At 70.2% G+C, this 21,844-nt stretch carries 23 protein-coding genes and 1 pseudogene; 20 read left to right on the forward strand and 4 right to left on the reverse strand.

The window, feature by feature from the left end:
- Nucleotides 1-92: 92 nt before the first annotated feature.
- Nucleotides 93-764, reverse strand: coding sequence for a response regulator (locus N7925_RS29975; protein ID WP_265602511.1), 672 nt, complete (start codon nt 762-764; stop codon nt 93-95).
- Nucleotides 765-773: 9 nt separating this feature from the next.
- Nucleotides 774-1,619: a RecB family exonuclease gene (locus N7925_RS29980; protein WP_322784846.1), complete on the reverse strand. Its 846-nt coding sequence runs from the start codon at nt 1,617-1,619 to the stop codon at nt 774-776.
- Between the two features lie 177 nt (nt 1,620-1,796).
- Here N7925_RS29980 and N7925_RS29985 point away from each other — a divergent pair, with 177 nt between their 5' ends.
- The 3 genes from N7925_RS29985 (at nt 1,797) to N7925_RS29995 (ending at nt 4,797) form a co-directional block, all read left to right on the forward strand.
- On the forward strand, nt 1,797-3,047 hold the full coding sequence (locus N7925_RS29985) for a site-2 protease family protein (RefSeq protein WP_274345722.1): 1,251 nt from the start codon (nt 1,797-1,799) through the stop codon (nt 3,045-3,047).
- Between the two features lie 72 nt (nt 3,048-3,119).
- Nucleotides 3,120-4,037: a tRNA (adenine-N1)-methyltransferase gene (locus N7925_RS29990; protein WP_265602514.1), complete on the forward strand. Its 918-nt coding sequence runs from the start codon at nt 3,120-3,122 to the stop codon at nt 4,035-4,037.
- A 178-nt stretch (nt 4,038-4,215) separates the two neighbouring features.
- The gene (locus N7925_RS29995) at nt 4,216-4,797 is read left to right on the forward strand and encodes a hypothetical protein (RefSeq protein WP_265602515.1); all 582 of its coding nucleotides are present in this window, start codon (nt 4,216-4,218) and stop codon (nt 4,795-4,797) included.
- Nucleotides 4,798-4,848: 51 nt separating this feature from the next.
- On the opposite strand, the gene N7925_RS30000 is transcribed toward N7925_RS29995, so the two are convergent.
- Nucleotides 4,849-5,160 carry a ferredoxin gene (locus tag N7925_RS30000; protein WP_265602516.1) on the reverse strand — a complete coding sequence of 104 codons (312 nt, stop codon included), beginning with the start codon at nt 5,158-5,160 and terminating at the stop codon, nt 4,849-4,851.
- Between the two features lie 240 nt (nt 5,161-5,400).
- On the opposite strand from N7925_RS30000, the gene arc reads away from it, so the two are divergent.
- From arc to prcA, 6 genes and pseudogenes are all read left to right on the forward strand, one after another.
- The gene (gene arc / locus N7925_RS30005; RefSeq protein ID WP_274345723.1) at nt 5,401-7,167 is read left to right on the forward strand and encodes a proteasome ATPase; all 1,767 of its coding nucleotides are present in this window, start codon (nt 5,401-5,403) and stop codon (nt 7,165-7,167) included.
- Nucleotides 7,168-7,404: 237 nt separating this feature from the next.
- Nucleotides 7,405-8,916, forward strand: a complete 1,512-nt coding sequence (gene dop, locus N7925_RS30010) for a depupylase/deamidase Dop (RefSeq protein WP_265602518.1) — start codon at nt 7,405-7,407, stop codon at nt 8,914-8,916.
- A 130-nt stretch (nt 8,917-9,046) separates the two neighbouring features.
- Complete coding sequence (locus N7925_RS30015) at nt 9,047-9,265, forward strand: ubiquitin-like protein Pup (protein ID WP_018515354.1); 219 nt, start codon at nt 9,047-9,049, stop codon at nt 9,263-9,265.
- A gap of 161 nt (nt 9,266-9,426) precedes the next feature.
- Nucleotides 9,427-9,619: pseudogene (locus tag N7925_RS30020) on the forward strand (endonuclease domain-containing protein); the annotation flags it as partial.
- Nucleotides 9,571-10,416 (forward strand): proteasome subunit beta, encoded by an 846-nt coding sequence (gene prcB, locus N7925_RS30025; RefSeq protein WP_265602519.1) that lies wholly within the window; start codon nt 9,571-9,573, stop codon nt 10,414-10,416. The pseudogene N7925_RS30020 and the gene prcB, both read left to right, overlap by 49 nt.
- Before the next feature lie 56 nt (nt 10,417-10,472).
- Nucleotides 10,473-11,285: a proteasome subunit alpha gene (gene prcA / locus N7925_RS30030; protein WP_265602520.1), complete on the forward strand. Its 813-nt coding sequence runs from the start codon at nt 10,473-10,475 to the stop codon at nt 11,283-11,285.
- A gap of 57 nt (nt 11,286-11,342) precedes the next feature.
- Here prcA and N7925_RS30035 read toward each other — a convergent pair whose 3' ends face one another.
- Nucleotides 11,343-12,377, reverse strand: a complete 1,035-nt coding sequence (locus N7925_RS30035) for a LacI family DNA-binding transcriptional regulator (RefSeq protein WP_274345724.1) — start codon at nt 12,375-12,377, stop codon at nt 11,343-11,345.
- Nucleotides 12,378-12,510: 133 nt separating this feature from the next.
- On the opposite strand from N7925_RS30035, the gene N7925_RS30040 reads away from it, so the two are divergent.
- The 11 genes from N7925_RS30040 to N7925_RS30090 all read left to right on the forward strand — a co-directional run bounded on the left by N7925_RS30040 (nt 12,511) and on the right by N7925_RS30090 (nt 21,797).
- Nucleotides 12,511-13,770 (forward strand): MFS transporter, encoded by a 1,260-nt coding sequence (locus N7925_RS30040; RefSeq protein WP_274345725.1) that lies wholly within the window; start codon nt 12,511-12,513, stop codon nt 13,768-13,770.
- 9 nt (nt 13,771-13,779) lie between these two features.
- Nucleotides 13,780-15,141: a Pup--protein ligase gene (gene pafA / locus N7925_RS30045; protein ID WP_026290808.1), complete on the forward strand. Its 1,362-nt coding sequence runs from the start codon at nt 13,780-13,782 to the stop codon at nt 15,139-15,141.
- Nucleotides 15,142-15,290: 149 nt separating this feature from the next.
- On the forward strand, nt 15,291-16,229 hold the full coding sequence (locus N7925_RS30050; RefSeq protein ID WP_265602523.1) for an FKBP-type peptidyl-prolyl cis-trans isomerase: 939 nt from the start codon (nt 15,291-15,293) through the stop codon (nt 16,227-16,229).
- A 44-nt stretch (nt 16,230-16,273) separates the two neighbouring features.
- Complete coding sequence (locus tag N7925_RS30055; RefSeq protein ID WP_003970173.1) at nt 16,274-16,648, forward strand: FKBP-type peptidyl-prolyl cis-trans isomerase; 375 nt, start codon at nt 16,274-16,276, stop codon at nt 16,646-16,648.
- Nucleotides 16,649-16,810: 162 nt separating this feature from the next.
- A complete protein-coding gene (locus N7925_RS30060; RefSeq protein ID WP_018959519.1) occupies nt 16,811-17,764 on the forward strand; it encodes a helix-turn-helix transcriptional regulator in 954 nt (317 codons plus the stop codon).
- A gap of 13 nt (nt 17,765-17,777) precedes the next feature.
- Nucleotides 17,778-18,734 (forward strand): helix-turn-helix transcriptional regulator, encoded by a 957-nt coding sequence (locus tag N7925_RS30065; protein ID WP_265602524.1) that lies wholly within the window; start codon nt 17,778-17,780, stop codon nt 18,732-18,734.
- 22 nt (nt 18,735-18,756) lie between these two features.
- Nucleotides 18,757-19,068, forward strand: a complete 312-nt coding sequence (locus N7925_RS30070; RefSeq protein WP_265602525.1) for a hypothetical protein — start codon at nt 18,757-18,759, stop codon at nt 19,066-19,068.
- A gap of 87 nt (nt 19,069-19,155) precedes the next feature.
- Nucleotides 19,156-19,353, forward strand: coding sequence for a hypothetical protein (locus tag N7925_RS30075; protein WP_018959516.1), 198 nt, complete (start codon nt 19,156-19,158; stop codon nt 19,351-19,353).
- A gap of 219 nt (nt 19,354-19,572) precedes the next feature.
- On the forward strand, nt 19,573-19,869 hold the full coding sequence (gene tatA / locus N7925_RS30080) for a Sec-independent protein translocase subunit TatA (RefSeq protein ID WP_215102847.1): 297 nt from the start codon (nt 19,573-19,575) through the stop codon (nt 19,867-19,869).
- Nucleotides 19,870-19,918: 49 nt separating this feature from the next.
- The gene (gene tatC, locus N7925_RS30085; RefSeq protein ID WP_274345726.1) at nt 19,919-20,884 is read left to right on the forward strand and encodes a twin-arginine translocase subunit TatC; all 966 of its coding nucleotides are present in this window, start codon (nt 19,919-19,921) and stop codon (nt 20,882-20,884) included.
- Between the two features lie 19 nt (nt 20,885-20,903).
- A complete protein-coding gene (locus N7925_RS30090) occupies nt 20,904-21,797 on the forward strand; it encodes a diacylglycerol kinase (RefSeq protein WP_274345727.1) in 894 nt (297 codons plus the stop codon).
- Nucleotides 21,798-21,844: the final 47 nt, after the last annotated feature.

Genomic DNA, 21,844 nt, shown 5'->3' on the forward strand with positions numbered 1-21,844 from the left:
CCTCTCCTGTTTCCAGGACGGGGACGGGCCGGACGGCTTCGTCGTGTGCGTGTGCGTGTGCGTGTGGTGGTGCGGGCGGGTGTGCCGGGCCGCTACTGCGCGCCGGGGCGCACCAGCCCGCTCTCGTACGCGTACACCGCGGCCTGCACCCGGTCGCGCAGCCCCAGCTTCGTCAGCACATGGCCCACATGTGTCTTGACCGTCGTCTCGCTGACGAACAGATCCGCCGCGATCTCCGCGTTGGACAGGCCCCGCGCCACCAGCTTCAGCACCTCGACCTCACGGTCCGTCAGCGTGTGCAGGGCGTCCGGCACCGGGTCCTCACCGGACGGCAGGTGATCCGCGTACTTGTCCAGCAGCCGGCGCGTGATGCTCGGCGCGAGCATCGCCTCGCCCGCCGCCACCACCCGGATCGCCTGCACCAGCTCCACCGCCGGAGCGTCCTTCAGCAGGAAGCCGCTCGCCCCCGCGCGCAGCGCCTCCACCACGTACTCGTCGAGATCGAAGGTCGTCAGCACCAGCACCTTCGCCGGTCCGTCCTTCCCGGGGCCGCTGATCTGACGCGTGGCCTCCACGCCGTCCATCCGCGGCATCCGGATGTCCATCAGCACCACATCGGGCTGCAGCGCCCGCACCTGATCGATGGCCTGCAGACCGTCACCGGCCTCACCGACCACCGCCAGATCGCCTTCGGCCTCCAGAATCATCCGGAAACCGGTGCGCAGCAGAGGCTGGTCATCGACCAGAAGGACGCGGATCGCCACAGGAACTCCTTAAGGGCCCTCAAGGGCCACGGCACGGCCGGCCTCGGCCTGGACCGGTCCCATTCTGCCCTGGCCATCCTCACCCGAATCCGCAGGGCGGACCGACAGCGGGTATACCGGGGGAGTCCCGCCGAATTCCGGACACACCGCCTGGTGGTCGCACCAGCCGCACAGCTTCGTCGGCCGGGGCCGCCAGTCACCGGTCTCCGTCGCCAGCGAGATCGCGTCCCACAGCGCCAGCAGCTTGCGCTCCACCCGCTCCAGGTCCGCCACCACCGGGTCGTACGTCAGCACGTCCCCGCTGCCCAGATAGACCAGCTGGAGGCGGCGCGGCACCACGCCCTTCAGCCGCCAGATCACCAGCGCGTAGAACGTCATCTGGAACAGCGGACCGTCGGAATACTCCGGACGCGGCGCCTTCCCCGTCTTGTAGTCGACGATCCGGACCTCGCCGCTCGGCGCGACGTCCACCCGGTCGATCACCCCGCGCAGCCGCAGCCCCGACTCCAGCTCCGTCTCGACGAACAGCTCACGCTCCGCCGGCTCGAGCCGCGTCGGGTCCTCCAGCGAGAACCACCGGTCCACCAACCGCTCCGCCTCACCCAGCCAGCGCGTCAGGCGCTCCCCCTCGGTGTCCCCGGCGAACAGCCCGGTCAGCTCCGGCTTCGACTCCAGCAGCCGGTCCCACTGGCCGGGAATCAGCGCCCGCGCCCGCGGCGCCGTCCGGTCGGCCGCCGGTGCGTCGAAGAGCCGCTCCAGCACCGCATGGACAAGTGTGCCGCGGGTAGCCGCCTCGCTGGGCTTCTCCGGCAGCTTGTCGATGACCCGGAAGCGGTAGAGCAAGGGACACTGCATGAAATCGCTCGCCCGCGACGGCGACAGGGACGAGGGCGGCTGGGGCGGCCGCGGTACGGAAGTCATGTCTGAAGACCCTACGGCCCGCCACTGACAACGAGCGGCATACCATCGACGGCAGACCCTCGCACACTGCATGATCGTGGCAAACGCCACTCACCGAACCGAAGGGACCCCGTGGACGACAGCGGCGACAACGGGCGGCCGCAGCCCGGCGCAGGGGGAACGGCCCCCGGCGCCGATCCCGACAACGGCAAGCCGAAACGCCCCGCGGAGCCGGGTGGCGGCCTGCTCATGGGCCGGCCCTTCGGCGTGCCCGTCTACGTCGCCCCCAGCTGGTTCGTCGTCGCCGCGCTGATCACCTGGGTGTTCGGCGGCCAGCTCGACCGCGTGCTGCCCGAGCTGGGCGCCGCCCGCTACCTCGTCGCCCTGTTCTTCGCCATCGCCTTCTACGCCTCCGTGCTCGTCCACGAGCTGGCCCACACGGTCGTCGCGCTGCGCTACAAGCTCCCGGTCCGCCGCATCCAGCTCCAGTTCTTCGGCGGCGTCTCGGAGATCGAGAAGGAGAGCGAGACACCCGGCCGCGAGTTCGTCCTCGCCTTCGTCGGACCGCTCCTGTCCCTGGTCCTCGGCGGCGTCTTCTACGGCGCGATGCAGTTCGTCGAGCCCGGCACCGTCCCCGGCGTCCTGGTCGCGGGCCTGATGATCTCCAACCTCATCGTGGCCGCCTTCAACCTGCTGCCCGGCCTGCCGCTGGACGGCGGCCGGATGCTCCGCGCCGTCGTCTGGAAGATCACCGGCAAGCCCATGAGCGGCACCATCGCCGCCGCCTGGGTCGGCCGCGGCCTCGCCGTCGTCGTCCTCGTCGGACTGCCGCTGCTCACCCACACCGGAGCACTCGGCGGCACCGCCCAGAACATCGGCGGCGTCGAGACCGTCATGGACGCGCTGCTCGCCGCGATCCTCGCGGGCATTATCTGGACCGGCGCCGGGAACAGCCTGCGCATGGCCCGCCTCCGCGAGCACCTGCCCGACCTCCGGGCCCGCACCCTGACCCGCCGCGCCGTCCCCGTCGAGTCCGCCACCCCGCTCTCCGAAGCGCTGCGCCGGGCCAACGAGGCGGGCGCCCGCGCCCTGGTCGTCGTCGACGGACAGGGCAACCCCAAGGGCGTCGTCCGCGAGGCCGCCATCGTCGGAGTCCCCGAACACCGCCGCCCCTGGGTCGCCGTCAGCGGCCTCGCCCAGGACCTCACCGACGGCATGAAGGTCCCCGCGGAACTGGCCGGCGAAGCCCTCCTGGACCGGCTCAAGGCCACCCCCGCCACCGAGTACCTGGTCCTTGAGGAGACCGGCGAGATCTACGGAGTCCTCTCCACCGCCGACGTGGAGCGCGCCTTCGTCAAGGCCATGGCCCGCCCCGGCGCCTGACGGCCCTCCCGGGCGCTCGACGGCCGCGGCCCGGGCGGTCGGCGGCCCGGGAATCACCGGTAGGCTGGTCACATGTCTGAACCGACCGGTGCCGCCCGCCGACGTGGGCCCTTCAAGGTCGGGGACCAGGTACAGCTCACCGACCCCAAGGGCCGTCACTACACCTTCACGCTCGAAGCCGGAAAGAACTTCCACACCCACAAGGGTTCTTTCCCGCACGACGAGCTGATCGGTGCTCCCGAGGGCAGTGTTGTCCGCACCACGGGAAACGTCGCCTATCTCGCGCTGCGCCCCCTGCTCCCCGACTACGTCCTGTCCATGCCCCGCGGCGCCGCCGTGGTCTACCCCAAGGACGCCGGCCAGATCCTGGCCTTCGCCGACATCTTCCCCGGCGCCCGCGTCGTGGAGGCCGGGGTCGGATCCGGCTCGCTCAGCACCTTCCTGCTGCGCGCCATCGGCGAGCAGGGCATGCTGCACTCCTACGAGCGCCGCGAGGACTTCGCCGAGATCGCCCAGCAGAACGTCGAGCGCTACTTCGGCTCCCCGCACCCGGCCTGGCAGCTGACCGTCGGCGACCTCCAGGACAACCTCTCCGACACCGACGTCGACCGCGTCGTGCTGGACATGCTCGCCCCCTGGGAGTGCCTGGAGGCCGTCTCCAAGGCCCTGGTGCCCGGCGGCATCCTCTGCGCCTACGTCGCCACGACCACCCAGCTCTCGCGCACCGTCGAGTCCATCCGCGAGATCGGCTGCTTCGCCGAGCCGCAGCCCTGGGAGTCGATGATCCGCAACTGGCACGTGGAGGGCCTCGCCGTCCGCCCCGACCACCGGATGATCGGCCACACCGGCTTCCTGGTCACCGCCCGCCGCCTCGCGGACGGCGTCGAGCCGCCGCTGCGCCGCCGCCGCCCGTCCAAGGGCGCCTACGGCGACGACTACGACGGACCCGGCAGCCAGAGCCGTGGAGGCCCCGCCGCCGACCGCGGCTGATCCGTCCAACGCACCGGCGCCGCCGCGCAGTTCCCCGACCGACCGGGGAACCGCGCGGCGGCGCCTTTTCGTCGCCCCGCCGTTCCGCCCGGATGTGAGGTGTGGCACGATGCTGGCCACCCCTCAGGGTGTTCCCACCCCTCACCGGGCTTCCAGGAACCATCAGGAGACAGACCGCGTGCAGACCCCCGCGCTCCCGGACCTCGCCCACACCGCCGCCAAGCCGGTGCACTGGCTCGCCACGGCCGCGGCGATGGCCGGGGTCGTCGCGCTGGCCGGGCTGCTCCAGCCCCGTACGGCCACCGCGACCGCCACGGCCCCCGAGCAGCGGACCACCACGCAGCACGGCGCCCCCGTGCCCGCTCCCGACCCGGCCGGCGTGGAGTTCCCGCTGGAGTGCGGCGGCGCCGGGACGACCGTCGCGAAGAAGGCCTCCGGGGACCTCGACGGCGACGGACGGCCGGAAACCGTCGCCGTGGTGCACTGCGCCGCCGGATCGGGGACCCCGCCCGGTGGCATCTACGTCCTGACACGGAGCAGCGGGGCCGCGCCCCGGGTCGTGGCGACCCTGGTGGACCCCGCTGACAGGAAGACCGTCGGGGAGTTCGCCGTACGCGACGGCCTCGTCTCGGCGACCCTGCTCGGCTACTCCTCGCTCGACGTGCCCCGCTGCTGCCCCGACCAGGAGGAACAGGCCTCCTGGCGGTGGAAGGGGAAGGCGTTCGTCCGCACCTCCGGGGAGCTCGCGCGCAGCGTCTGAGCGCGCACTGCGAGGCTCCGGCCGACGTCGGGACGCGAACCCCCGTGCCGGCTAGCCGGCGTCCGGCCCGTACACCTCGACGCTGTCCTTGACGCGCCGCACGTGGATGCAGTCCCCGGGGCACTCCTTGGCCGAATCGACGACGTCCTGGAGGAGCGGCAGCGGCACCGGAGTGGTCGCCCCCGGGCTCTGCAGGAGCTCGTCGTCGCCGCTCTTCACGTATGCCAGGCCGTCGATGTCCAGCTCGAAGACGTCGGGGGCGTACTGCACACAGATGCCGTCGCCCGTACAGAGGTCCTGGTCGATCCAGACCTCCAGGTCCTGCGTGTCACTGTCGCCCGGCGAGTCCTGCTGCACGGTCATGTGTCCTGCCGTTCCTGCGTATCTGAACCAATTGGAGCCAGCCCTGACGGGTGTTGAACAGTTCGACGATACAACCGGCGGCTTTCCGGTGCCGAAGGGTGGGTATTCCCTTGACGTGAGGGAGAGCGCAAGGGTGAAGATCGGACACACCCCGCAGTCTTTGTGATCTAGGGGTTTCAATCACCACCCACCCAGGTAGGGTCAGGAAGCGTCCAGCTCCCCATGGAGGAGGTGAGGACCGTGGCAGCCCACGACGACGACATCAACCGCGGCATCCGGCCCGCGCGAGGGTCAGAGGACCCTGCCGGCCAGGTTGCCTATCTCGAGCAGGAAATCGCCGTCCTGCGACGTAAGCTCGCCGACTCTCCGCGTCACTCGAGGATTCTCGAAGAGCGGATCGTCGAGTTGCAGACGAACCTGGCAGGCGTGTCCGCACAGAACGAGCGGCTCGCCAACACGCTCCGTGAGGCGCGTGACCAGATCGTGGCCCTCAAGGAAGAGGTCGACCGGTTGGCGCAGCCGCCGGCCGGCTTCGGCGTCTTCCTCCAGGCCAACGAGGACGGCACCTGCGACATCTTCACCGGGGGCCGCAAGCTCCGGGTGAACGTCAGCCCCAGTGTCGAGCTCGAGGGCCTCCGGCGCGGCCAGGAGGTCATGCTCAACGAAGCGCTCAACGTGGTCGAGGCCATGCAGTTCGAGCGCGCCGGGGACATCGTCACCCTCAAGGAGATCCTCGAGGACGGCGAGCGCGCCCTGGTGGTCGGGCACACCGACGAGGAGAGGGTGGTGCGGCTCGCCGAGCCGTTGCTGGACATCACCATCCGCTCCGGCGACGCCCTGCTCCTGGACTCCAGGTCGGGTTACGTCTACGAGGTGGTCCCCAAGAGCGAGGTCGAGGAGCTCGTCCTCGAAGAGGTCCCGGACATCGACTACGACAAGATCGGCGGCCTGGGCGACCAGATCGAGCTGATCCGCGACGCGGTCGAGCTTCCGTACCTGCACCCCGACCTCTTCAAGGAGCACGAGCTCCGCCCGCCGAAGGGCATCCTGCTCTACGGTCCGCCCGGCTGTGGCAAGACCCTCATCGCCAAGGCCGTCGCCAATTCGCTCGCCAAGAAGGTCGCCGAGGTCACCGGGCAGCCCACGGGGAAGAGCTACTTCCTCAATATCAAGGGCCCCGAGCTCCTCAACAAGTACGTCGGCGAGACCGAGCGGCACATCCGCCTGGTCTTCCAGCGTGCGAGGGAGAAGGCGAGCGAGGGCACCCCCGTCATCGTCTTCTTCGACGAGATGGAGTCCCTCTTCCGCACCCGCGGCAGCGGCGTCAGCTCGGACGTGGAGAACACCATCGTCCCGCAGCTGCTCGCCGAGATCGACGGTGTGGAGGGCCTGGAGAACGTCATCGTCATCGGCGCCTCCAACCGCGAGGACATGATCGACCCCGCCATCCTGCGGCCCGGCCGTCTCGATGTGAAGATCAAGATCGAGCGTCCGGACGCCGAGGCGGCGAAGGACATCTTCGCGAAGTACCTGACCCCGGGGCTCCCGCTGCACGCGGACGATCTGGCCGAGCACACCGGCTCCCGGCCGGCCGCCGCCCACGCCATGATCCAGTCCGTCGTGGAGCGGATGTACACGGAGTCCGAGGAGAACCGCTTCCTGGAGGTCACGTACGCCAACGGCGACAAGGAAGTTCTGTACTTCAAGGACTTCAACTCCGGCGCGATGATTCAGAACATCGTCGACCGGGCAAAGAAAATGGCCATCAAGGCATTCCTGGAACAGGGCCAGAAGGGGCTGCGGGTCGCTCATCTCCTCCAGGCCTGCGTGGACGAGTTCAAGGAGAACGAGGACCTGCCGAACACGACCAACCCGGACGACTGGGCCAGGATTTCCGGCAAGAAGGGTGAGCGGATCGTCTTCATCCGCACACTCGTCACCGGAAAGCAGGGTGCGGACACCGGCCGTTCCATCGATACGGTGGCCAATACCGGCCAGTACCTGTAATACGCGGACCGGCTGCGGAAGCCCCCAGGGGCCTCCGCAGCCGGTTTCATTCCCCCGTTCCGGCCGTGCCGGAGCAATGTCGTAATGGAGCTCCCCACCGGCGCAGAGGCGCTCTAGGCTCTGCGGTACCGCCGAGTCGCGCAGTGCGGTGACGGGCACCGCACACACGCACCGGACACAGCAGCGGTACTTGAGCGTCGTCCCCGCAGGGGGCCGACGCCGGGCAAGGAGGGCCGCATGACCGTACGGCGAGTAATGGGCATCGAGACGGAGTACGGGATCTCCGTCCCCGGCCACCCCAACGCCAATGCCATGCTCACCTCGTCCCAGATCGTCAACGCCTACGCGGCGGCGATGCACCGGGCGCGCCGCGCCCGCTGGGACTTCGAGGAGGAGAACCCGCTGCGTGACGCGCGAGGCTTCGACCTCGCCCGCGAGACCGCCGACTCCAGTCAGCTGACCGACGAGGACATCGGCCTGGCCAATGTCATCCTCACCAACGGCGCCCGGCTGTACGTCGACCACGCGCACCCCGAGTACAGCTCCCCGGAGATCACCAATCCGCGTGACGCGGTGCTCTGGGACAAGGCCGGGGAACGGATCATGGCGGAGGCCGCCGAGCGGGCGGCCGCGATCCCCGGCGCGCAGCCGATCCACCTCTACAAGAACAACACCGACAACAAGGGCGCCTCCTACGGCACGCACGAGAACTACCTCATGCAGCGGGAGACGCCGTTCTCGGACATCGTGCGCCATCTGACGCCGTTCTTCGTCTCGCGCCAGGTCGTCACGGGCGCGGGCCGGGTCGGCATCGGTCAGGACGGCAAGGAGCACGGCTTCCAGATCAGTCAGCGCGCCGACTACTTCGAGGTCGAGGTCGGGCTGGAGACCACGCTCAAGCGTCCCATCATCAACACTCGGGACGAGCCGCACTCGGACGCCGAGAAGTACCGCCGGCTCCATGTGATCATCGGCGACGCCAACCTCTCGGAGATCTCCACCTATCTCAAGCTCGGCACCACGTCCCTGGTGCTGGCCATGATCGAGGACGCCTTCATCAATGTCGACCTCGCGGTCGACCAGCCCGTGCGCACCCTGCACCAGGTCTCCCACGACCCGGACCTCCGGCAGCTGATCACGCTCCGCAGCGGCCGGACGCTCACCGCGGTCCAGCTCCAGATGGAGTATTTCGAGCTGGCCCGCAAGTACGTCGACGAGCGGTACGGGGCGGACGCCGACGAGCAGACCAAGGACATCCTGGTCCGCTGGGAGGACACCCTCAACCGGCTGGAGACCGATCCGATGAGCCTGTCGGGCGAGCTGGACTGGATCGCCAAGCGGGAGCTCATGGAGGGCTACCGCCGCCGCGACGCGCTGGACTGGGACGCGTCCCGGCTGCACCTGGTGGACCTCCAGTACGCGGACGTACGGCCCGACAAGGGCCTCTACAACCGTCTGGCGGCCCGCGGGAAGATGAAGCGCCTCCTGGACGAGGACGAGGTCACCAGGGCCCGTACGAAGCCCCCGGAGGACACCAGGGCGTACTTCCGCGGGCGCTGCCTGGAGCAGTACGCCGACGATGTGGCGGCGGCCTCGTGGGACTCGGTGATCTTCGACCTGCCGGATCGCGACTCCCTGCAGCGGGTGCCCACCCTGGAACCGCTGCGCGGCACGAAGGAACACGTCAAGGACCTGCTGGACCGGTGCCGGACGGCGGAGGAGCTGGTCCGGGTGCTGTCGGGCGGCTGAAAGGCCTCCGGGCTGGGAATCAATCACCTGAGGCGCGGGCGTTGCCTCAACTACCGGGTCAAATGTCGGACCCCGTGGGTAGGGTCTGATCAAGAGCTTCGATTGCTTCGAACCGAGCGGGGTGAGCTACATGGCGACCAAGGACACCGGCGGCGGACAGCAGAAGGCGACACGTTCCACCGAGGAGACCGAGGAGCAGGCGCAGGACGCGCAGGCGTCCGAGGACCTCGCGGAGCGCCAGGAGAAGCTGAGCGACGACGTCGACTCGGTCCTGGACGAGATCGACGACGTCCTGGAGGAGAACGCCGAGGACTTCGTTCGGTCGTTCGTTCAAAAGGGTGGACAGTAGTTCGTCAGTGTGAACGCCCGGATGTGTTCCGGGAGCTCACGCGGACATACGCGCAGACAACGGGGGAGGGGGTGCCGGCGTTCGCCACGGCGTGCGTCGCCACCCCCCGCCCGCCGATCCGGGGGCCGTTTCCCGGTCCCGCCGGATCGGTGCGGATAACCCCCTCCGAACATGTGGATCACTCCCGTCGGGCGGGTAGGGTCCGTGGCGTACGTACTTGCTTCAACGGCAATCCGGCCATCGGCAAGTCGGGGGATGATCCTGACTCTCCTGCGCAGGGCCACCGCATACCTGGAGGGAAACGCGTGGAAGCCAACACTCGTAGCACCGGGCGTCTACCAGCTGCCTTCCTGACGCCGGGTTCGTCCTCGTTCATGGACTTCCTGTCCGACCAGTCGCCCGAGATGCTCCCGGGCAACCGGAGCCTGCCGCCGCTCCAGGGGGCCATCGAGGCGCCGCACGGGACGACCATCGTCTCGGCGTCCTTCCCCGGTGGCGTGGTCCTGGCCGGCGACCGGCGCGCCACCATGGGCAACATGATCGCCTCGCGCGACATGCAGAAGGTCTTCCCGGCCGACGAGTACTCCGCGGTCGGCATCGCCGGCACCGCAGGACTGGCTGTGGAGATGGTCAAGCTGTTCCAGCTGGAGCTGGAGCACTTCGAGAAGGTCGAGGGCGCCCAGCTCTCCCTGGAGGGCAAGGCCAACCGCCTCTCCACCATGATCCGCAGCAACCTCGCCATGGCCATGCAGGGCCTCGCCGTGGTGCCCCTCTTCGCCGGCTACGACGTCGACCGCGAGAAGGGCCGCATCTTCTCCTACGACGTCACCGGCGGGCGCAGCGAGGAGAGCGGCTACGCGGCCACCGGCTCCGGGTCGATCTTCGCCCGCAACGCGATGAAGAAGCTCTACCGCGAGGACCTGACGGAGGAGCAGGCCCTCACCCTGGTCGTGCAGGCGCTGTACGACGCGGCGGACGACGACTCGGCGACCGGCGGCCCCGACGTGGCCCGCCGCATCTATCCGATCGTCACCGTCATCACCGACGAAGGCTTCCGGAGGCTGACCGACCAGGAGTCCTCCGAGATCGCGCGCTCCATCCTGGAACGCCGACTCGAGCAGCCCGACGGCCCGCGCGCCGCGCTGCTCTGATCCGGACCCCTAGCCTCCAGACGCACTCGTCACTGACAGAAAGGGACGGATAGCCGGTGTCGACGCCGTTCTATGTCTCACCCCAGCAGGCCATGGCCGACCGGGCGGAATACGCCCGCAAGGGCATCGCCCGTGGTCGCAGCCTCGTTGTGCTGCAGTATGCCGACGGCATTGTGTTCGTCGGCGAGAACCCGTCCCGCGCACTGCACAAGTTCAGCGAGATCTATGACCGGATCGGCTTCGCGGCCGCCGGCAAGTACAACGAGTACGAGAACCTCCGCATCGGCGGAGTGCGCTACGCCGATCTGCGCGGATACACCTACGACCGGGACGACGTGACGGCCCGTGGGCTGGCCAACGTCTACGCCCAGACGCTCGGCACCATCTTCTCCAGCGCGGCCGAGAAGCCGTACGAGGTGGAGCTGGTGGTCGCCGAGGTCGGCAGCGCGGCCGAGGGCGACCAGATCTACCGGCTGCCGCACGACGGTTCGATCGTGGACGAGCACGGCTCGGTCGCGGTCGGCGGCAACTCCGAACAGATCAGCACCTTCCTCGACCAGCGCCACCGCGACGGCATGACGCTGGCCGAGGCGCTCAAGCTGGCCGTCCAGGCGCTCTCGCGGGAGCCGGGCGGCGGCGAGCGGGAGATCCCCGCGGAGCGCCTGGAGGTCGCGGTCCTGGACCGCACCCGCCCCCAGCAGCGCAAGTTCAAGCGGATCGTCGGCCGCCAGCTGGCCCGGCTGCTGGACACGGAGGCCGCCGGCAGCACGCCGACGGACGCCCCGTCCGACACCGAGGACACCGACATCGCGGACGGCACGGACCGTGCCGACAACGCTCCCGACTCCACGGAGGAGACGGACAAGTAGGGGACGAGCGGCGCCCCTCGGGGCGCTGTGCCCCCGGGTCCCGGCCCGGGGGCACCGTCATGTCCGGGCGGCGGGCGGCGGCGCCGTGGAGCCGCGTACGACGAGCCGGACCGGCAGACCGCCCCGCTCGACGGGGCGGCCGTCCAGCACCGCGAGCAGCGCCTCCATGCCGCGCTCCCCGACCTGCTCCGCCGGCAGCCGCACGGTGGTCAGCTCCGGCTCCAGCGCGGTGGCCAGGGCCAGGTCGTCGAATCCGGTGACCGACAGTTCGTCCGGCACCCGCAGGCCGAGCCTGCGGGCCGCCTTGCAGGCCCCGGCGGCCAGGATGTCGTCGTCGCAGATGATTGCGGTGGGCCGGTCACCGGAGACGGACAGGGCCTGTTCGGCCGCCTCGCGCCCCGCCCGTACCTCCAGCGGGGCGCGCACCGTGCGCACCGTCGCGTCCCCCGCCGCTCCCAGCGCGCCGTGCAGCGCCCGGGCGCGCACCGCGAAGGTCCAAGTGTCCACGGCGGACGCCAGATGCAGGAAGCGGCGGTGGCCGAGCCCCAGCAGATGGTCCGTCACCTGCCTCATCCCGTCGGCGATGTCGAGGTTCACATGGGCGGCGGGCCCGGTGTCCGACGGGTCGCTGTCCAGCATCACCAGCGGCAGATCGGCTCCGTGCAGCGCTCCCAGCGCGTCGGCTGCCATCGAGGACGCGATGACCCCGTCGAGCGCGGCGCGGGCCGAGGCGAACGGGTCGCGGGCCGGGCCCGTGCCGTCGGGCGAGGGGTAGAGCACCACGCCGAAGCCGTGCCCGGCGGCGAGCTCCGCGGCCCCGGCGTACACCCGCGCGAAGAACTCGTTGGTGAGCGCGGGCACCACCAGCAGCGCGGTCCTGGTGCGGCCGAGCCGCAGACTGCGCGCCGCCAGATTGGGCCGGTAGCCGATCTCCGCCGCGGTGTCGCGGACCCGCTGGGCCGTGGTCTCCGACACCCTGCCCGGCCACTTCTCGCCGAGCACCAGGGAGACCGTCGCCTGGGAGACGCCCGCCGCACGGGCCACGTCGCGGCTGGTGGGCCGGGCGGGGACGGGCTGCTGCGCGCTGGTCACTCGTGCCTCCGTGCGGGATGTTTCCGTAACGCCGCGAGGTGGACCCGCGAACTGCGCACATGGTACGTATGAACCTCGACGTTATACGTAACACCTCGGGCGGCGCAGCCGGCCGGGGCGGAGAGGGGCGGACATGGCCGCGGGATATCTGGACATCCTCCGGGCGCGGCATGCCGCCCGGCTGCTGACGGGCACCCTGGTGGGGCGGCTGCCCAACGGCACCGCGCACATCGCGATCGTGCTGTTCACCCGGGCGGAGGGCGGCAGCTACACCCTGGCCGGTGTGCTCGCCGCCGCCTACGGACTGGCCACCGCCGTCGGGCAGCCGCTGCTCGGCCGGGCGGTCGACCTCTACGGGCAGCCCCGCGTCCAGCTCCCGGCCGCCGTGGTCTCCGCGCTCGGCATGTCGCTGCTGGCCGTCACCGGCCTCTCCTCGCTCCCGCTGGCCTACCTCGCCGTCATCGTCGCGGGAGTCGCCACGCCCCCGCTGGAGGGTGGCCTGCGGGCCCTGTGGCCCAGCGTCCTCAAGGGCGAGGGCCAGGTGCACCGGGCCTACGCCATGGACGCCGTGGCGCAGGAGATCATGTTCACCGTCGGCCCGCTCCTGGTGACGCTGCTCGTCTCGCTCTGGTCGCCTGCCGCCGCGTTGCTCGTCATCAACGCCATCGGCGTCCTCGGCGCCCTCTCGGTCGTCCTGTCCGAGCCCTCGCGCACCTGGCGCTCCGCGCCCCGCGAGGCGCACTGGCTCGGCGCCCTGCGCTCGCCCGGACTCCTCGCCCTGCTCGGCGCGTTCTTCTTCGTCGGGCTCGCCCTCGGCTCCATCACGGTGGCCGGGGTGGCGTACGCGGACGACCACGGCCGGGAATCGGTGTACGGGTGGCTGATGGCCGCACTCGGGCTCGGCGCGCTGATCGGCGGACTCGGCTACGGGGCGCGGCAGTGGGCCGGCGCCCCCGAGAAGCGGCTGCGGTTCATCGTCGGGCTGCTGGCACTGGGCTATCTGCCGCTGACGCTCACCCCCTCGGTGCCCGTCATGACCGCCCTCGCCGCCCTCGCCGGAGTGTTCCTCGCACCGGCCATCGCCTGCTCCTTCATCGTGGTCGACCGGCACGCCCCGCGCGGCACGGTGACCGAGGCGTTCTCCTGGCTCGTCACCACGTTCGGCGTGGGCGCGGCGGCCGGGACGGCCGTCGCGGGACCGGCCGTCGAACTCGGCTCGACCGCCTGGAGCTTCGCCGTCGCCGGGGCCGGGGGAGTGGCCGCCCTGGTGGTCCTCCTGGCCACCGGGAACGTCCTCGCGCCCCCTTCCCGTACGCCCGCCGTCGTGACGGGATCGGAAAATGATCGAAACGGAGCCGTCGAACCCGGTTTCAGCTCAGGCCATAAGGCGTAATGTTCAGTCATGGACCGCCGCATTTTCGGGCTGGAGAACGAGTACGGCGTCACGTGCACGTTCAGGGGACAGCGCCGACTGTCACCTGACGAAGTGGCGCGCTACCTCTTCCGCCGTGTTGTGTCATGGGGCCGCAGCAGCAATGTCTTTCTGCGGAACGGCGCCCGCCTCTACCTCGACGTGGGATCGCATCCGGAATATGCAACCCCCGAATGCGACAACGTGACCGAACTGGTCACGCACGACAAGGCGGGCGAGCGCATTCTCGAAGGCCTGCTCGTCGACGCCGAACGCCGCCTGCACGAGGAGGGAATCGCGGGCGACGTCTATCTCTTCAAGAACAACACCGACTCGGCGGGAAACTCCTACGGCTGCCACGAGAACTACCTCGTCGCCCGCCACGGAGAATTCTCCCGGCTCGCGGACATCCTCATTCCGTTCCTCGTCACCAGGCAGCTGATCTGCGGTGCGGGCAAGGTGCTCCAGACCCCGCGCGGCGCGGTCTACTGCGTCAGCCAGCGTGCCGAGCACATCTGGGAGGGCGTCAGCTCCGCGACCACCCGCTCCCGGCCGATCATCAACACCCGCGACGAACCCCACGCCGACGCCGAGCGGTACCGCCGCCTCCACGTCATCGTCGGCGACTCGAACATGTCCGAGACGACCATGCTGCTCAAGGTCGGCGCCACCGACCTGGTGCTCCGCATGATCGAGGCGGGCACGGTGATGCGCGACCTGACCCTGGAGAACCCGATCCGGGCGATCCGCGAGGTCAGCCACGACCTCACCGGGCAGCGCAAGGTGCGCCTGGCCAGCGGCCGGGAGGCCTCGGCCATCGAGGTCCAGCGGGAGTACTACGAGAAGGCCGTGGACTTCGTCGAGCGCCGGGGCATCCGCACCGGCACCGTCGACCAGGTCCTGGAGCTGTGGGGCCGCACCCTGGACGCGATCGAGGCCGAGGACCTCGACCGGATCGACACCGAGATCGACTGGGTCATGAAGTACAAGCTCATCGAGCGGTACCGGGCCAAGCACAACATGACCATGTCGAATCCGCGGGTCGCCCAGATAGACCTCGCCTACCACGACATCCACCGCCGCCGAGGCCTCTTCTACCTCCTGGAGCGCAAGGGGCAGACCGCCCGCATCTGCAACGACCTGAAGATCTTCGAGGGCAAGTCGGTGCCCCCGCAGACCACCCGGGCACGGCTGCGCGGCGACTTCATCCGCAGGGCCCAGGAGCAGCGGCGGGACTTCACCGTCGACTGGGTCCACCTCAAGCTCAACGACCAGGCGCAGCGCACGGTGTTGTGCAAGGACCCGTTCCGTTCCGTGGACGAGCGGGTGGAGAAGCTGATCGCCGGCATGTGAGCCGGCGTCACCGCGGCACGGCCCCGGCCCCCAGGACCCACCGGTCCTGGGGGCCGGGGCCGTCCGTGCGGGGTCCGGCCTCCATCGGATCAAAGGGCCTAGAGTGTTGCGGGACCGATTCACCGTGCCCCCTGAGATCTGAGGAACCAGTGCGCCGAATTGCCGGCCTTCTTCTCGCCCCCCTCCTGCTGCTGACAGCAGTGGCGTGCGGTAGCGACGACAAGGCCTCCGACTCCGCCTCGTCCAAGAACGGCGTCCCCGCGATCACCGCGGGCGCCAAGTTCGGCGAGAAGCCCACCCTCTCCAAGGGTGAGGGTGACCCGCCCAAGGAGCTGAAGACCGAGGTCCTCAGCGAGGGGGACGGCGCGAAGCTCAAGAACGGCGACGCGATCCAGGTCAACTACCTCGGCCAGGCGTGGGACTCCACCAAGCCGTTCGACAACAGCTTCGACCGCAAGCAGCCCTTCGACCTCACGCTGGGCGCCGGAATGGTCATCCAGGGCTGGGACAAGGGCCTGGTCGGCCAGAAGGTCGGCAGCCGTGTCCAGCTGGTCATTCCGCCGGAGCTCGGCTACGGCGAGCAGGGCCAGGGCGACATCAAGGCCAACGCCACGCTCGTGTTCGTCGTCGACATCCTGAAGGCCACCCAGGTCCCGGCCTCGGCCAAGGGCACCGAGGTCGCCCAGGACAACGTCGACCTGCCCAAGGTCGGGGTCAAAACCGACGGCAAGGCCCCGACGGTCACCATCCCCAAGGGCGACCCGCCGAAGAAGCTCGTCTCCAACTACGTCCTGGAGTCCGACGGCGAGGTCGTCAAGGAGTCCGACAGTGTCGTCGTGAACTACGTCGGCATGATCTGGAAGGGCGCCAAGGAGTTCGACAACACGTACACCACGGGCAAGACCCAGACCTTCCCGCTGTCCCAGGTCACCCTCAAGGGCCTGAAGAACGGCCTGGTCGACAAGAAGGTCGGCAGCCGGGTGCTGCTCGTCATCCCGCCGGACCAGGCCTTCGGAGACCAGCAGCAGCAGGCCATCCCGAAGAACTCCACCCTGGTCTTCGCCGTGGACATCCTCGCCAAGGTGTAAGACTGTCCCGGTTGTCCAGTTCATCATTTAGAGGAGCAGTTTCCGTGAGCATCGAGAAGCCCGAGGTCGACTTCCCGGGTGGCGAGCCGCCGGCCGACCTGCAGATCAAGGACATCTGGGAGGGCGACGGCGCGGTGGCCCAGGCCGGCCAGACCGTCTCCGTCCACTACGTGGGCGTGGCCTTCTCCACCGGCGAGGAGTTCGACGCCTCCTGGAACCGCGGCACCCCGCTGCAGTTCCAGCTCGGCGCCGGCCAGGTCATCTCCGGCTGGGACCAGGGCGTGCAGGGCATGAAGGTCGGCGGTCGCCGCGAGCTGATCATCCCCGCGCACCTCGCCTACGGCGAGCGCGGCGCCGGCGGCGGCAAGATCGCCCCGGGCGAGACGCTGATCTTCGTCTGCGACCTCGTAGCGGTCTGATCCGTTCCGGTTGTGCGCATGAGGGCCTCCGCCGCACGGCGGGGGCCCTCACCGCTGTCCGGCGGGCCCGCCACCGCTCTCCGGCCGACGGCCCGCCTTTTGGTCCCCACACCCCGGGGCGGTACGGTCGACGGTCGTAGAGCAACAAGAGAAAGGGCGTCGATGGCGATTGCCAAGGCCGAGCGGTTGATGAACCTCGCGCTGTGCCTGCTGGGGACCCGGCGCCCACTCAGCAAGCGCGAACTCCGCGGATCCATCGAGGCCTACCTCGAAGCGGGTTCCGACGACTCCTTCAACCGGATGTTCGAGCGGGACAAGGACGATCTGCGCGAGCTCGGCCTCGTCATCGAGACCGTGGAGAACCTCGACGGCGACACCGGGTACCTGGCCCGCCGTGACAGCAACCGGCTGCCCCCCATCACCCTGGACGCCGAGGAGGCCGCGGCCCTCGGCCTCGCCGCCAAGGTCTGGCAGCAGGCCCGCCTCGCCGGAGCCGCCAGCGGCGCCCTCCAGAAACTGCGGGCCGCGGGAATGCCGGAGGCCGAGGACGCCTACGAGGTCCACAGCGCCCTGGAACCCCGCATCCCCGTCCACGAGGCCGCCTTCGAACCCCTGATGCTGGCCTGCCGCGACCGGCGCCCCGTCACCTTCGACTACCGCAAGGCCAACTCCGCCCGCCCCGAGCAGCGCCAGGTCGAACCCTGGACCCTCGAATGCTGGCGCGGCCACTGGTATCTGGCCGGCTGGGACCGCGAACGCGGCGCCGAACGCGTCTTCCGGCTCTCCCGCATCACCGGCAAGGTCCGCTCCCGCGCCGGGGCCTTCAGCGCCGAGGTGCCCGACGTCGTCACCGTCCGCGAGACCGTCGAGAGCTGGGCCGGCGAGACCGCGACCCGTACCGCCCGGATCAGGCTGCGCGCCGGAGCCGGCTACCCGCTGCGGTCGCGCGCGATAGCCGTGAGGGAACGCGGCGACGGCTGGGACGAGCTGGAGATCCCGTACGGGCACGGCCTCGACGCCTGGCTCGTCGAGTTCGGCCCGGACGTCGTCGTGGAGGAACCCGCCGATCTGCGGGCCGATGTGGTGGACCGGCTCCGCGCCGTGGCCAAGGACTAGGGACAGGGAAACGATGGCCACGAACGCGATCGACCAGACCCGCCGGATGCTGTCCCTGGTGACGTATCTGCGCGAGCGCCCCGGCGCCCACGTCCAGGACGTGGCACGGGCCTTCGGGATCACCGAGGACGAGCTGATCTCCGACCTCGACGTCCTGCCCATGTGCGGCACCAGCTTCCGCGGCGGGGACCTCCTCGACATCGACACCGACGGCGACCGGATCTGGTGGCACAACCCGGACGACGTCGCCGAGCCGCTCCGCCTCGCCGCCGACGAGGCCACCGCGCTGCTCGTCGCCGCCCGCGCCGTCGCCACCCTGCCCGGCCTGCGCGAGAGCGACCGGCTCGCCCTCGTCCGCGCCACCGCCAAGCTGGAGACGGCCGCAGGCGAGTCGGGGGCGGCCAGCTCCCGCCTCTCGGTGACCTTCGAGGCGGAGGGCGGCGTCTTCGCCGACGTCGACCGGGCCATCTCCGAACGCCGCCGGCTCTGGCTGCGCTACTACTCGCCCGCCCGCGACGAACTCACCGAGCGGGAGGTGGACCCGATCCGGCTCTTCGCCGTCGGCCACACCTATATGGAGGGCTGGTGCCGGCTCTCCGAGGCCCGCCGGACCTTCCGGCTGGACCGGGTCGCCGAGATCCGCCTCCTCGACGCCCCCGCAGCCCCGCCCGAGCTGGAGCTGCGCGACCTGTCGGCGGGGCTGGTCCAGCCCGCCGCCGAGGACCCGGAAGTCGTCGTCGAGGTCGGCACCGGCGGCCGCTGGGTCGCGGAGTACTACCCGCACGACTCCGCCGAGGAACTCCCCGACGGCGGCCTGCGGATCACCCTGCGCACCCCGGACCCGGCCTCCCTGCGCCGGCTGGTCCTGCGTCTCGGCGGCGACGGCCGCATCGTCACCCCGCCGGAACTCGCGGACAGCGCCCGCGAGGCCGCCCGCGAGGCACTCGCCGCCTACGAGGACGCGGTCTGAGACCCGAGGAGGGGAGACAACGATGAACCGGACGCCCCTGTTCCCGGCCACCACCACCGGGATCCGCCCGGCGCCCCTGCCCGGCGCCGGACCCGTCCCGGTGCCCGTACCCGCCGCCGTGCGCTTCCGGGCCGCCTGCCCCGACTGCCGCGGGCGCTTCGAGCTGGCCGCCGAGGCGCTGCGCCTCGCGGTCGGCGCCACCAGCCGCACCACCTTCTACACCTTCACCTGCCCCGAGTGCGACGCCTCGGTCCGTAAGCCCGCCGGGGAGCGCATCATCGAACTGCTCACCGGCGGCGGCGTACGGACGCTGCGCCTGCACACCGCCCTGTAGCGACCCGACCGCCGCCGCCCCGTTGGAAGCCCTGTCGGGAGCCCCGTAGGAAGCCCGTAGGAAGCCCGTAGGAAGAGGCACCGCCGTATGTTCTGGCCCATGCTCGCCATCGCCCTGGGATTTTTGGGCATCGCCGTGCTCGGTGTGCTCGGCGTCAAGGTCTTCGTCGAGGCCCAGCGTCTCGGCCGGCAGGTCACGGTCACCACGGAGCGGATCAACCGGGCGTCCGAGGACCTCGAACGGGCGGCCACCCGCCTCGCGACCACCGGCGAAGGCCTGCGATAACGGACCCTGAGGCCTGATGTTCCACCGCACCGGGGGGTACGCTGCATGGGTCGGCCCAGGCTAGGGAGGTGCGGGTCGCAAGCAGGAGTACGCACGGGCATTGCCTCGCGTTTACCCCTGCGGGTTACGATCGCTGCCAAGCGCAACGATCGGACCTATGCCCGGTCGAACGGGTAGCGAGCCCACCCTCCAGCCGCCTCAGTGAGAAGGAAGTCGCACATGATCGGCAATCTGAAGCCCCTCGAGATCGTTCTGATCATCGCTGTCATCCTGCTGCTCTTCGGTGCCAAGAAGCTTCCCGACATGGCGCGCTCGCTCGGCAAGTCGGCCCGCATCCTCAAGAGCGAGGCCAAGGCCATGAAGAAGGACGACGCGACGACCGCCGCGCCCACGACGGAGACCGTCGAGGACCCGACGCCCCCGCAGTCCACCACCGCGCGCACCATCCAGGCCGCTCCGGGAGACGTCACCAGCTCCCGCCCGGTCAGCGAGGCCAAGCCCACCACCCAGAGCTGACAGCTGACGCGCTCCGCCGACAGCCGCCGCACGAGACGAGGGAAGTGGGTTGCTCAAGTCTGCCCGCAAGCAGGAGAAGGACGACGAGGGGCGGATGCCTCTCCTCGATCACCTGCGTGAGCTGCGTAACCGGCTGCTGAAGGCCGTGCTGGCGATCGTCGTGGTGACGACCGTCGCGGCGTTCTTCCAGAAGGAGATCTACGACTTCCTTCTGCGCCCCCTTCTTCAGTCCGTCGGGTGCGACGACGGCGTGGTCGTCGCCGTCAACGGCAAGCCCTGCGCGCTGCTGAAGACCAACACCCTGCTGGCGCCGTTCACCAACGCCCTCAAGGTCGCCCTGATGTCTGGTGTCCTGCTGGCCACCCCGGTCTGGCTGTACCAGTTGTGGGCCTTCGTGGCCCCCGGCCTGCACAAGGGTGAGAAGCGCTACGCCTACGCCTTCGCCATCGTGGGCGCCCCCCTCTTCCTCTCCGGCGGCTACCTCGCGTACGCGATCCTGCCGCAGACCGCCGAGATCATGCTCGGGTTCAGCCCCGAGAACGTGCAGAACCAGATCGAGCTCGACAGCTATCTGGATCTGCTGGTCCGCATGGTGATCGTCTTCGGCATCGCCTTCGAACTGCCGCTGCTCCTCATCGCGCTGAACATGACCGGTGTCGTCTCCGGCAAGCGGATGTTCGGCTGGTGGCGCGGGATGATCGTGGGCCTCACCGGTTTCGCGGCCATCGCGACCCCCGGTGGCGAACCGGTCTCCATGCTGCTTCTCGCCGGGCCGCTCGCGGTCCTCTACTTCATCGCCGTCGGCTTCTCCCTGCTGAACGACAAGCGGCGCAACCGCAACAACCCCGACGCCGAGCTCAGCGACGACGAGGCATCCGATCTCGATCTGACGCCCGAGCCCGTCGGGAGCGTGGAGCGTGTCTCCGGCTCCCGCCCCGCACTTCCGGGGCAGGCGTCCGGTGAGGCGGACGGTCCCGGATCGCACCGGCTGAACGGTTACGACGACATCACCTGACCTTGTAGGGTCCGGAAGGGTGACCAGCGAGATCACCCTCTTCGTCAATCCCACCGCAGGACGCGGCCGGGGCGCGCACGCCGCGCAGCCGGCCGCTTCCGCGTTGCGGGACGCCGGATTCTCCGTCCGTACGGTGCTGGGCGAGGACGCCGACGACGCCCTGCGCCGGGCCCGCGAGGCCGTCGCGACGGGCACCGGGGCGCTGATAGCCGTGGGCGGGGACGGGCTGATGTCCCTCGCCCTCCAGGCCGTCGCCGGGACCGCCACCCCGCTCGGCGTCGTCGCCGTCGGGACGGGCAACGACTTCGCCCGCGCGCTGGGGCTGCCGATACGCGACCCGGCCGCCGCCGGACGGCTGACCGCGCGGGCGCTCAAGGAGAACGGTCACCGCGACATCGACCTCGGGCGGGCCGGCGGCCGTTGGTTCGGCTCGGTCCTCGCTTCCGGCTTCGACTCCCGGGTCAACGACCGGGGCAACCGGATGCGCTTCGTCGGCGGCCGGTTCAGGTACGACCTCGCGATCCTCGCCGAACTGGCCGCCTTCCGGCCGATTCCGTACCGGATCCGGCTCGACGGGGGAGAGGTCACCGAGATCGAGGCCACCCTCATCGCGGTCGGCAACGGAACCACGTACGGCGGGGGCATGCGGATCTGCGCCGAAGCGGAGATGGACGACGGGCTCTTCGACGTGACCGTGGTGGGGCCGTGCACCCGCACCACGCTCCTCAAGGTCTTCCCGAGGGTCTACAAGGGCACGCACCTGACTCACCCCGCCGTCACCGTGCACCGGGTCTCCTCCATCGAGCTGGCGGCGGCCGGGGTCACGGCGTACGCGGACGGTGAACCGCTGGGCGCGCTGCCGCTCACCGCCACCTGCGTACCGGGTGCCGTGCGGGTGCTCACCGGGCGCTGAACAGGCGCCGGCCGGGCCCCGGGGGAGGGAACGGCCCGGGCCATATA

Origin of the sequence: Streptomyces sp. CA-278952, assembly GCF_028747205.1 — a bacterium.
Lineage (GTDB): Bacteria > Actinomycetota > Actinomycetes > Streptomycetales > Streptomycetaceae > Streptomyces.